This is a genomic window from Clostridium muellerianum, from assembly GCF_012926525.1.
Classification (GTDB): domain Bacteria; phylum Bacillota; class Clostridia; order Clostridiales; family Clostridiaceae; genus Clostridium_AM; species Clostridium_AM muellerianum.
This window is the reverse complement of the sequence record NZ_JABBNI010000058.1, coordinates 126,047-138,945: the sequence shown is the minus strand read 5'-3', so window position 1 is coordinate 138,945 and position 12,899 is coordinate 126,047. Positions and strand designations below refer to the sequence as shown.

The window sequence follows — 12,899 nt, the reverse complement described above, 5'->3', positions numbered from 1 at the left end:
GCGAACTCCAAGTCAAGCATTTTTTTAATTATTCTATCTAAAATGAAAAACTAAATTCTTGTTTGAAAGGGTAAATTCATGTCTAATAAAAAAATGGAGATTTCAAAACCAATTAATTAGTTTTAAAATCTCCACTTACACAGTTTATTTACAATTTTTTATTCAAAAGGAACTACATCATAATCGCTAGAAAGAAGATCTATAAAAAGTACCTTTTTTCTTAAAAGTTCTCCTCTTCCTATTAAAATTTTTATTACTTCACTTACTTCAATTGAAGCTGCTAAAGCTGGCGTAAAGGATGGATTTCCCATTTTCTTTTCAACGCCTTTTGTGTGATTTTTGTCTTTATTATAAATTTTGTTTAAAGTATCATCTCCAGGAAGTATGGTAGTAATTTGCCCATACCATCCTGCTATAGCTCCATGAACCATCGTTATATTTAATTTCTTACAGCTATCTTGAAGTAAAAGTCTAGCTGGTATACTATCAAGTGCATCTACTACCACATGATGACCGCTTAAAATTTCTAAAGCATTTTCTTCAGTTAACATTTCGTTTACTGCTTTTACCTCAATTAAAGGATTCACCTTTTTCATTCTGTATTTTGCTTCTAGAGCTTTACTTAATCCTAGAGACTCGCTGCTAGAAAGTATCTGTCGGTTTAAATTGGATTCTACAAATATATCTCCATCTACTGCTGTAATGCTGCCAATTCCTATTCTACCCAGCATTTCAATAATATATCCGCCAATTCCTCCACAGCCTATAACACAAACTTTAAATTCCTTTAATTTGTGATTTTCTTCTTCTGATAGAGTTTTCATATTTCTGTCATAACGTTCCAAGTTTAGCCACCTCCTACTGGTGGAAATAAGGCTAGTACATCGTTATCACATAAAATAGTATCTAGTTTGCCATCTCTTCCATTTATAAGAAGTATAGCTACCTCTTCTTCATCTATTTTAAGCATATTAACAATATCTCTCGGAGTTATGCCTTCATTTAAATCTAAAAAATACTTTTTTTCTCTTCCTTCTCTAAATGTTGCAAACAATCTTACTTCAAGCTTCATTCTTCCCTCCCGGTTTAGATTTTTCCAATATACTCCTCTAATCCAAGCTTTCTTAAAGTTTCTTCTGTAGGAATACCATTAGAATCCCATCCTCTTACTGAATAATATTCAGGTAGTAGTACATCTAATTTATGAACTTCTCCTTTTGATGGTCCTTCTGGAATTTGTTCTTCAAGCAATCTCTTTGGAAGAGTATCCTGCGAACTATCTATACCTGCTTTTAAATTAAATATTTTTTCTAAAGTCCATATTCTATCTCCAGCTAGTAGTAAAGAATTTACATCATGTAGTTCTCCACCAACTACTGCATTATATAAATCAACATAATCCTGCGCACCAAGACCAAATGTTGTGAAAATACATAATCCAAGTGAATCTATAACAGCTGTTAAATCATGGAACACTCTAGCATATGCTGCTTTTCCTTCTACTGCAAGTCTATCAAGCTTTTCTGGATAACCAAGTATTTCAGGACTTATCATATATCCTTTAATATGACAGCCTCCTCTGTTGTTAACAGCATAAGTTATACCATGTCCTTGTGCTCCTCTTGGGTCATATGCTGGAAGTTCTTGCTTTTTAACAGTCATTGCATATTCAGGCACGCCATAGGAGTCGCAAAGTCTGTATGAGCCATCTGCCATCTTGTCTCCAAATCCTTCTCTAAGTCCCATTTTCTTAACCCATTCAACCATGGACTTAGCATCTCCCCAGTTAAGTGACAATCCGTCTGCTGCTATTTCTTCATCTTTAATATAACCTCTTTGATAAAGTTCCATAGCAGCTGCAATAGTACATCCTGCTGAAATTGTATCTAATCCATATTCATTACAGAGCATATTGGCTGTATTTACAGCGTTTATATCGTATACATCACAATCAGATCCAAATGACCATAATGTTTCATATTCTGGTCCTCCACATTCAGTTCCATCATCAAGTTTTACCCATCTTCCACAAGCAATTGGACATCTATAGCAAGCATTTTTTCTAACTAAGCAGTCTTTAGTTAAAGTTTCTCCACTAATTTTATCTGCTTGATCCGTATAAGATTTTTGAAAGTTTCTTACTGGGTGTATACCATTTTCATTTATAATATTAACAAGTACAGCTGTTCCATATGTTGGAAGTCCTCCGCCAGCTACTGGATCTTTTCTTAAAATACCTGTCTTTTCAAGTGATACAGCTTTCACTTTTTCCTCATCAAATAATTTTACTTTTCCGCTTCCTTTAACTACAATGGCTTTCAAGTTCTTTGAACCCATAACAGCTCCAACACCGCCACGACCTGCTGTTCTATCAACATCATTCATAACTGCTGCCATAAGTGATAATTTTTCACCAGCTGGTCCTATACATAAAACCTTAGCTCTTGGATCTGTCTCTTCTTGAAGCATTTTTGTAGTTTCTTCTGTTAGTTTTCCCCAAACATGAGAAGCATCTCTAAATTCTACCTTATCATCTGCTATATTTACATAAACTTCTTTATCAGATTTGCCTTCAACGATTATCATATCATATCCAGTTGCTTTGAATTCTGCTCCCCATTTTCCACCTGAGTTTGCAATAGCAATAGTTCCTGTTAAAGGTGATTTTGTAACTACCATAAATCTTCCACTTGTTGGAACAGGCGCTCCTGTAAGTGGTCCTGCTGCTATAATGAATTTGTTGTCAGGTGATAATGGATCTATTTTGGGATCTACTTCATCAAATAAGGTTTTTACGCCTAATCCCCTTGAGCCTATAAATTTTTTAGCTTGGTCAATTTTCAATTCTTCTACTATATAAGTTTTATTACTTAGATTAATTCTTAACACCTTACCATTATATCCGTACATAAAAAACCCTCCTAAAAAAATTGATTATTCAAATAATTGCATATTCATATATAGCATAAATCATGCCAATGATGAAAATGTAGTGTTTGGAGGGTACTGCGCCAAAATTATTGTTCCATCTTGGCGCACTTTTGTTCCATTTCAGATCATTGTTCCATTTCAGAACAATCTATATGATACTTTTCCATCTTCCTATATAAGGTGTTTCTCCCAATTCCCATTGCCTTAGCTGCTAAACTTATATTTCCACTGAAACTTTTAAGAACCTTTATAATATGATTTTTTTCTACATCTTCAAGCTTCATACTTTCAAAATTTATAGAACTTTCAGCAGCTTTATTGTTTCCAACTACAGAAGTTTTATGTATTTTAAGTATATAGTCTGGAATCTTTTCTGTATTTACTATAAGTTCAATAACGTTTTCCAATTCTCTTATATTTCCAGGCCACTCATATTCTAAAAACTTGTTCATAACTCTGTTATCAATATTAAACTGTTTCTTATTCAATTTTTTGCTTATTCTGGACATGTAATAATCCACTAAAATAGGTATGTCTTCTTTTCTTTCTCTTAGAGGAGGAAGTCCTAGAGGAATAACATTAAGTCTGTAAAACAAATCCTTTCTAAAGCTTCCCTTGTTTACTTCCTCTTGCAAATCTTTATTGGTAGCTGCTATAATTCTCACATCTACAGGAATCTGCTTTGAACCTCCAACTCTGCTTACAACACCTTCTTCTATAACCCTTAAAAGTCTTACTTGTGTCTCTAAAGACATTTCACCTATTTCGTCTAAAAAAATAGTTCCACCATGAGCCATTTCAAATTTACCAGCATTTCCACCCTTTTTAGCTCCTGTAAAAGCTCCTTCTTCATACCCAAGCAGCTCTGATTCAATAAGATTTGATGGTATAGCACCACAGTTTACTGCAATAAAAACTTTATCTCTTCTGCTGCTAGCATTATGTATAGCTTGTGCAAAAACCTCTTTACCTGTACCGCTTTCGCCAGTTATCAATACAGTAGATGTACTGTCAGATATTTTTTTTGCATACTCTATGATGCTTACAAAGTTTTTGCTTTTCCCTATTATTTTATCAAAGCTATATATAGCACGACCTTGAGCTATCTTTCTTACTGATTTTCTATATACTTTTTCATTAGCATTTTTCATACTATTTCAATTTTATCTCCTTTTTTAATCCATCCAGAGCTTAACACTTTAGCAAATACGCATTCCCTGGTCATTACGCAGTCATCTGCTAGTTTTCTTCTTTCACAGCCTTTATGACACTGTTTTCCAACCTCAGTAATTTCTAAAACAGCTTCACCAACTTTCATTTTTGTACCAACAGTCAACTTATATAACTCCAAGCCCAAGGTAGTAAGATTTTCCGTAAACTTAACTGTACAAAAGCCATCTATTCCTGATTTCTTTATCTTATCAATGCTTTCCTGCCCCAGTAAACTCACCTGTCTATCCAATTTTCCTGCATGAATATCACCTACAAGACCATGATTTACTTCAAAATATCCCTTTTCAATATCCTTCTTAACAACTCCTTTTTTCTCACCTATATTTATTGATAAAATACAAGGCATCTAAGTATCTCCTTTCGTACATACAAAACTTTAGCTTAATATAATAATCATATTGCGACACAACTTTTTAGCTGGAGTCCGCATTGAATATATAATGTATTTTCGTATTAGAGTTTTCAACAATTCAATTGAGAAATCTCTTTTGAGATGTTTTTATAAAATAGAAAATAACTGATTTTAAATTTAATATATTAATATACCTACAGGCTTTGCCTTAATTTCTAAGCATTATAATGTATTGATAAATATAACTTTTAATTACTAAAATAACTTATGACAATTTAATTGTATGTGTACGCTTGAAGTTACTAGTTTGGATTTTAACTTTTATGTAGTGATATATGTTAAAATCCAAACTGCTACTTCACCTTTGCGTCACATTATTTTTAAACTGCGAAAGTTGAGTATATTATATTGCATATATCCGAGTAATCATAGCCTCCAAGTTCATCAAGCTTCTTTAAGAATTCACCACTTTTCATAACCTGAAGCAGCTCTTTAATTATATCAAGTTCCAAATACTGTGCAGGCACTGCAAAATCATATTCCTCATTACACACTGGAATAAAATCAAGCCCCATCATATCCGCTGCAGAGTATACTCCAAGACCACAATCAACATCTCCGTTAGCTACTGCCGCTGCTACTGAAAGGTGTGTAAACTCTTCCCTTTCATAACCATTAATTTGTTCTGGTGAAATGTTAATCTTTTTTAAGTAATAATCTAAAAGTAATCTTGTGCCTGCTCCTCTTTGTCTATTTACAAAACGCACATTTTTTTCTGAAATATCTGAAATTTTTTCAAGTGCCAAAGGATTACCTTTTTGAACCATAAGTCCTTGAATTCTTTTTACTCCTTTTATCAATGCAATATTTTTATTTTTTAAATATTTATTTATATAAGAAATATTATATTCCCCAGTTTCCATATCTAATAAATGAATTGGAGCAATATGTGTTTCTTCATTTTTGAGTGCCATTATTCCTCCCATACTTCCTGTATGAGCTGAAGACAAATAATAATGCTTATTTCTTACATGAAGCATATCTGATAATATATCTAAAATAGGATCATGGCTGCCTATACACACAATAGTGTTTTTGATTTCCTCCATATCCCTCATAAGATTTATTTCAACTTTAGTTCCTGCTTCAATACCTTCTACATTTTGAGGAACCTCTAATGTTCCATCTGCTCTAACAAGTGACATAGTAGCACCTGCTCCTCTTGATAGTGGTGTGGCAATAATCTTATTTCCCACATATCCAAGCTTCATTCTCACAAATTCTAAATGCTTTAAGGATGATATAATTCTTCTTGATAAAATTGCATCTACCTTTTCAGGTTCTTTTGTCTTTAGCCCTTGATAATTTTCTACTATTTTCTTAAGAACTTTTTCCATTATAAAATAAGCAGAAACAGGATACCCAGGTATACCAAGAACAGCCTTATTATCAATTTGTCCCATAATAGTAGGTTTTCCTGGTTTTATAGCAATACCATGTACATAAACTTTTCCTAAGTCAGCAATTAAATCACTGGTAAAATCTTCTCTTCCTGCAGAAGAACCAGCATTGATTATAACTATATCACACTCTGAAACAGCTCTTTTTAAAGTTTCCTTTAAAGTTTCATAATCGTCTTTTACTATACCATACCTTTTTGGCATTCCTCCATATTCAATTACTTGTGCACTGAAAACTCTTGAATTAAAATCAATTATATCTCCAACTTTAAGGTCACTACCTGGTTCCACTAGTTCAGTACCTGTTGGTATAATGCCTACTAAAGGTTTTTTGTAAACTTCAATTGCATTTACTCCTCCTGCCAGCATTGCTCCTATATCTACAGGTCTTACAACATGACCTGATGGAACAATAAGTTGATTTTCCACTATATCTTCACCTAAAGGACGTATATTCTGCCAAGGAACTGCACTTTTATATATTTGAATTTTATTTTCGTCTATGTTAACTATATCCTCTACCATTATTACACAATCATATTCCTTTGGAACTGGATCTCCTGTATCTACTACTATATAATCCTCCTCTTCCTCCAGTTCAATAGGATGCTTTTCAGATGCTCCTATAGTTTTGGAACTATGAAGAGCAATTCCATCCATGGCAGAACAATTATAAAAAGGTGAAGAAATTTTTGAATAAACCGCCTCCGCAGTAACCCTGCCTAAACCTTCTTCTGTATTTATTACTTCTTTCCTTAGAAATACAGAACTTATTTCACCTAAATATTTATTTAATGCTTCTTTAAATTCATAATTTGATAAATATACCTTCTGTGCCATAATATCACCTCTGAAATTTATAAACATATACCTGCTGATCTTTAAAAATTCCTTCTATATTTTTATCTATTTTTACATAACCCCAAGCCTTGGTAAATCCACTTATTACAGCAGACTTGGTTAAAACAGGTACAGCTATATATTCTCCTTCTATATTTTCAATTGTAACTGGAAGATATTCTTCCCTTCCTTTGGCCTTATGATAGTTAGTACTAAACTTACAAGGAATAGGATATTCAACTTCTTCAAATTTCATCATCCTCTGCAGAAGATATCTAACTATTATTCTATAAACTACTGCACAGGAAAGAGGATGTCCTGGTAACCCAAATATAGGTTTATCTTTAACTTTTCCTAGTATGGTTGGCTTACCTGGTTTTATTGCTATTCCATGAAGAAGTATGCCTGGATCTCCAAGTCCATCAATAACTCTTGCAGTTTCATCTTTTTTTCCTACTGAGCTCCCACCAGATATGAGAACTAAATCACATTCTTCATTAGCTTTTCTTACATTTTCAAATAATTTATCATAATCATCTCTTATAACTCCATAGAATATTGGTTCTCCACCATCTTCAATGACAGAAGAGTATAAAAGATATGAATTTATATCTCTAATTTCACCAGGCTTTGGATATTCTTCTGGTGCTATAATTTCATCCCCAGTGGAAATTATCCCTACCTTTGGCTTGCAAACTACTGGTACCCTAATAATTCCTAAGCTTGACAACATACTTATACTGTAAGGTTTAAGCAGTGTTCCTGCTTTAAGCACAGTTTCTCCCAATTCTACATCTTCATCTTCATTAAGCACATTTTCCCCAAAGGAAACTGACTTATTCACAAGTATAGTAGTATCATCCATTTTGTCAGTATACTCAATCATTACTACACTATCTGCACCTTCAGGAAGCATTCCACCAGTTGGTATGTACATACATTCTCCTGGAAACTCCAATGCTTTAGAAGGCATCTTGCCCATTATAACTTCTCCTTTTAACTCCAGCATAGAAGGTATGCTTTCACTAGCACCCTGCACATCTCTGCACTTTACTGCATATCCATCCACAATAGATCTCTTAAAACCTGGGATATTTAATGGTGAAACAATATCTTCATAAAGTATTCTGTCATTACACTGCTCTATATCTATTAATTCTTTTCCTAAACCTAAAGAAAATTTAGATTTAATTATATCTTTTACTTCTTCAACTGATAATACCTTATAAAAGTCCATACTTCAGTGCCTCCTATCTTCTACCATCAAAGTGATGATTTTAGTATTTAATTCTATTTTATGCAATCTACATTTAACCACATTTTAAGCTTTTCATTTGAAGGATTTGTAAAAAACTCACCCTTATCTCCATATTCAATAATTTTACCTTTATCCATGTACAGAACATAGTCAGCTATTCTCTTTGCCTGATACAAGTCATGAGTAATCATTATTACAATTCTGCCATTTAAGGACATACTTTTTATTAATTTTTCAGCAACTAGCGTACTTTCTAAGTCCATACTAGCAGTTGGTTCATCTAATAAAGTTATCTTTGTCTCCAACATAGCTACTCTCAAAAGAGCTGTTTTTGCTTTTTCTCCACCAGATAAAGTTTTTGCATTCTTATCCATTAATTTTTCCATATCAAAATCTTTAATATAAGAATTATACTTTTCTAAAAGCTCTTCCCACCTTTTTTCTTTAAATAGAAGTCCTTTTGTTATATTTTCCTTAACAGAAGTATTGAAAATATATGGTTTCTGAAGCAGCATTGAAACTTTATCTTTTTCATCTTTAAAATCTTTATGGTCATATTTTATGCTTCCTGAATTAATTCTATTTACCCCTGCTATACACTCAAGGAATGTACTTTTTCCACTTCCATTTAAGCCTAAAATTATGTATAATCCTGTGTTTTTAAAATTAAATTTGTCTATATTTAGCACTACTCTATTTCCATATTGTTTTATAATATTTAAAACCTCAATATTCATCAGTTTCACTTCCTTGAAATTTGTGGAGAATAATATTTATAATTAAAGAAATAGAAAGTAGTATTACTCCTATTATAATAGCTCCTTCAAAATTTCCCTTTCCTGTTTCTAATGCTATATATGTGGTCATTACTCTTGTATGATCTTTAATATTTCCTCCTACCATCATTACTGCTCCAACTTCTGAAATAGCTCTTCCAAAGCCACTGGCAGCTATAGTAAGTAACTGTTCCTTCATTTCCACAATTATGGTTAATAAGGTTTTGAATCTTGAAGCACCAAGTACTTTACAATTTTTTTTAATCTCCCTCCCCTGCTTTTGTGTTGAACTGATTGTAAGACCAGTTATTATAGGAAATACCAATAGTGTCTGTGCTATAATCATAGCTGTTGGAGTAAATAAAAGCTCCAGACTACCTAAAGCACCTTTTCTAGAAAGTAGTAAATATACTAAAAGCCCCATGAGTACTGGTGGAGTACTCATAAGGGTTTCTAATAATCTTACTATAACTTTTTTCAATTTGAAGTCTTTCAGTCCTGCTAAAATCCCTATAGTTATTCCTACTACTGCTGCCATAACTGTAGATGACATGGATACCATTAGGGACATACCTATAACAGGAAGTAGTTCTTTTATAAGTGTTAGCATTTTAAAAATGTCTCCCATTATAAATTATTTTTTAGCATTTGGAATAAAAAGTGCCTGACCATATTTGTCTTTTCCATATTCACCTATAGTTTTTTGAATTTTATCAGACAAAATCCAATTGTAAAATTCATCTGCTTCTTTTTCCTTAAGCTTAGGGTTCTTGGCAGGATTTAATTTTATTACTCCATATTGATTATATAACTGAGGACTTTTCTCTGTAACAATTTGAAGTTTTAACTTGTTTTTCATAGATAAATATGTTCCTCTATCAGTTAAAGTATAAGCTTTCATTTCATCTGCCATTTGTAATACTGCACCCATTCCCTTACCTGCAGATACATACCAGCTTCCACTAGGCGTAATTCCTGCAGACTTCCATAAGCTCTTTTCTTTGCTGTGAGTACCTGATTCGTCTCCTCTTGAGATAAATTTAGCATTACTATCCTTAATTATCTTTAAAGCATCAACTGGATTATTATAAGCCTTTTCTTTAATCTTAGCTGGATCTTCAGCTGGTCCTACAATAACAAAATCATTATACATTACATCATTTCTTTTAATACCATAACCATTCTTTATAAATTCTTCTTCCTTTGCTTTATCATGTACTAAAAGACAATCAGCATCTCCATTTTGAGCAAGCTTTAAAGCTTCTCCTGTTCCTTTAGCTACTACCTTTACATCTATTCCAGTATCCTTTTTAAATAATGGAACTAAATAATCTAAAAGTCCCGTATCTTGGGTACTGGTAGTAGTAGCTAGTACCATACTTCTAGCTTCCTTTGGTTTAGCAGCTTCTTGCTGTTTAGTAGTGCATCCCACTAAAAAAACAAAAATTAAACTTAATAATAGTGCAAGTTTTTTCTTCATAAAAAAGACCTCCTATTTTTAAAATTTGTATAGAAAAGAACAAAAGTAAGTTCTTTCTTTTTAGTAGAATGTGTAATCCTTTATGAATCTATTCATATCAAGTCAGTGGACTTATGGTTGAGAATTATCAATTAAAACTACATATATCTTACAATTTCGACCATTATTTCATTTTGTACTATCTTAATTGCAATATTATAATGTTTTTGCTATTGTTGTCAATAATTATTTATAAATTTCTAAATAAATTAAATATTGTACAAGATTTAGTATATTTTTATATTTTTAATTATTGACATTAATATAATATTCCATTACTATATTATATAAATCAGAATGGTTATATAATATTTTCTTTCACTATTAACCCATAAATATTTAATTTAAATTTTAGGATATTTATTACGCTGAATTTTTAAACCTAGAAGCGAAATAATTAGCATTATTTAATAAAAAAACATATTATCCAAAATCTTTTAAGTAGTTTTGAATAATATGTTTTATATAACTTTTCACATTTCTAATGAATTGAAATTAGGCAACATAACTATCTAGCTTTACAATAAATATATTTTACCTTTGTATTGCTAACTTTTATAGATTATATGCAGCATCAAAAGCAGTTCGTATTGAAGATTCAACTCTTCCTACCTCTGAAACATCACCAATAACTTTAACATTGTCAAATCTATTAGTAAAAACGTCTACCATTCCATTATTTGATCTAACTCCTAAAGATAATATTACATAGTCTACATTATAATCCACAATTTTATTTTCAACTAGTTTTTCTAATCTAACCCCTCTATCAGTTACTGATAATAATTTATTAGATGGCATATACTTAATATCAAACTTACTTAATCTATCCATAGCGTCTAAGTAATGCTGCACATAAATACCTTTTCCAATTTCATCCTGCATTTCAATAATAGATACATCATTACCTTTTTCACACAAAAATTCTGCAGTTTCTAAACCAGATGCTCCTGAACCAATTACTGCAATCTTTTTTCCTGTAATGTTTACTCTTCTACTTAACACATCATCAATAGTATATACATTATTGCTGTTTAAACCTTCAATAGATTCTGGAACTATTGGTATTGCACCTGTGGCAATAAATACTGCATAAGGCTTCATATTTCTCAAGTAATAAACAGAAGCATTGGTATTAAATCTAATTTCTACTCCCATTTTATTTAGTTGTGTTTTTTCATACTCTACAATCCAATGGATTTTTTCTTTATTTGGAAGCTTATCTGCAATATTAATTTGACCACCAATTTTATCTGACTTTTCTAAAATTACTGGCTTAAATCCACGAATTGAAAGTACCCTTGCTGCTTCTAAACCAGAAACTCCTGCTCCAATAACAGCTACTACTTTTCCATTGCCATTTTTATTAAATTCCTTATACTGAAGCTCATGAGCAGCTCTTGGATTTACTGCGCACTTAATTGGTCCAACATCTGGAATAACTTCACTTAATAAGGTTTCAAAGCAAAATGTACAGGAAATACAACGGTTTATATCTTCATCTCTTCCCTCTTCTGCTTTTTTAGGCCAATTAGGATCTGCCACTAAAGCTCTTCCAAGACCAATAAAATCAACTAATCCATCCTCCAGCATTTTTTCTGCAAAACAAGGTTCTTTAATCATATTAACAGCAATAACCGGTACATTAACAGCATCCTTTACAGCTTTAATCAATGGTGTTCTTGTACCTTGAGGATAGGTCATAGGCTCTGATAAAGAGTTAAAGGTTTCATAGATTCCATTAGAAACATTTATAACATCTACTCCTATTTTTTCAAGAGCTATACACACTTTAACTCCCATTTCTAAATTTAAATATTCTTCTTTTACTCCATTTAATTTTAGTAATTCATCTACTGTCAAACGAACACTTATAGGATAATCCTTACCACAAGCTTCCTTAATACCTAAGACTATTTCCTTTAAGAAATTGAATCTATTTTCAAAGCTTCCACCATACTTGTCCGTTCTTTTATTAGTGTATGGACTTAAAAATTGAGAAATTATATATCCATGTGCAGCGTGAAGTTCAACGCCATCTACTCCTGCCGCTTTTGCACGTTTTGCACCATTAATAAAATCCTTAATTAAGCTTTCTACTTCACTAGTTTCTAATGCGCGAGTTTCCTGTTTGCAAACTCCACAAGGTATTGCACTTGGAGCAACTACTGGCTTATCTCCATTTAAATTAGAATAGGTTTCTCTTCCTGGATGATGTAATTGTACAAAAAATTTTGTTTTCTCTGCATGAAGTACATTTACTAATTTTTCAAGTGGAACTATATGTTCATCTCTAGCAACAGATATCTGACGTTTTGCTGCAACACCATGTTCATCATTTACACGGGTGTTCTCAGCAATAATTAAACCTGCTCCACCCCTGGCACGTTCTAAATAGTATTCTATCATATCTTCGCCAACAGTTTGATCAGTTTTTGCAACCCCAGATGCTAATGCCACCATAACAATACGATTTTTAATTTCTAATTTTCCTATTTTTCCTTTTTCAAATAATTTTCTATACATAACC

At 32.1% G+C, this 12,899-nt stretch carries 10 protein-coding genes and 1 pseudogene; all 11 read right to left on the bottom strand.

Annotation, left to right across the window (positions count from 1 at the left end):
- Nucleotides 1-158: 158 nt before the first annotated feature.
- Nucleotides 159-845, bottom strand: a complete 687-nt coding sequence (locus tag HBE96_RS20165; protein WP_169299502.1) for a HesA/MoeB/ThiF family protein — start codon at nt 843-845, stop codon at nt 159-161.
- Nucleotides 846-847: 2 nt separating this feature from the next.
- A complete protein-coding gene (locus tag HBE96_RS20160) occupies nt 848-1,072 on the bottom strand; it encodes a MoaD/ThiS family protein (RefSeq protein WP_169299501.1) in 225 nt (74 codons plus the stop codon).
- A gap of 14 nt (nt 1,073-1,086) precedes the next feature.
- Nucleotides 1,087-2,910 (bottom strand): aldehyde ferredoxin oxidoreductase family protein, encoded by a 1,824-nt coding sequence (locus HBE96_RS20155; protein ID WP_169299500.1) that lies wholly within the window; start codon nt 2,908-2,910, stop codon nt 1,087-1,089.
- Nucleotides 2,911-3,056: 146 nt separating this feature from the next.
- A pseudogene (locus HBE96_RS20150) lies at nt 3,057-4,055 on the bottom strand (sigma-54 interaction domain-containing protein); the annotation flags it as partial.
- 23 nt (nt 4,056-4,078) lie between these two features.
- Nucleotides 4,079-4,510, bottom strand: a complete 432-nt coding sequence (locus tag HBE96_RS20145; protein ID WP_169299498.1) for an MOSC domain-containing protein — start codon at nt 4,508-4,510, stop codon at nt 4,079-4,081.
- A 386-nt stretch (nt 4,511-4,896) separates the two neighbouring features.
- Nucleotides 4,897-6,816, bottom strand: a complete 1,920-nt coding sequence (locus tag HBE96_RS20140; protein WP_169299497.1) for a molybdopterin biosynthesis protein — start codon at nt 6,814-6,816, stop codon at nt 4,897-4,899.
- 4 nt (nt 6,817-6,820) lie between these two features.
- Nucleotides 6,821-8,053 (bottom strand): molybdopterin molybdotransferase MoeA, encoded by a 1,233-nt coding sequence (locus HBE96_RS20135; RefSeq protein ID WP_169299496.1) that lies wholly within the window; start codon nt 8,051-8,053, stop codon nt 6,821-6,823.
- Nucleotides 8,054-8,106: 53 nt separating this feature from the next.
- Nucleotides 8,107-8,811: an ATP-binding cassette domain-containing protein gene (locus HBE96_RS20130; protein ID WP_169299495.1), complete on the bottom strand. Its 705-nt coding sequence runs from the start codon at nt 8,809-8,811 to the stop codon at nt 8,107-8,109.
- Nucleotides 8,801-9,460 carry an ABC transporter permease gene (locus HBE96_RS20125; protein ID WP_169299494.1) on the bottom strand — a complete coding sequence of 220 codons (660 nt, stop codon included), beginning with the start codon at nt 9,458-9,460 and terminating at the stop codon, nt 8,801-8,803. The genes HBE96_RS20130 and HBE96_RS20125 overlap by 11 nt, the downstream gene beginning before the upstream one ends.
- Before the next feature lie 24 nt (nt 9,461-9,484).
- Nucleotides 9,485-10,330, bottom strand: coding sequence for an ABC transporter substrate-binding protein (locus HBE96_RS20120; RefSeq protein WP_169299493.1), 846 nt, complete (start codon nt 10,328-10,330; stop codon nt 9,485-9,487).
- Between the two features lie 594 nt (nt 10,331-10,924).
- Nucleotides 10,925-12,895: an oxidoreductase gene (locus tag HBE96_RS20115; protein WP_169299492.1), complete on the bottom strand. Its 1,971-nt coding sequence runs from the start codon at nt 12,893-12,895 to the stop codon at nt 10,925-10,927.
- Nucleotides 12,896-12,899: the final 4 nt, after the last annotated feature.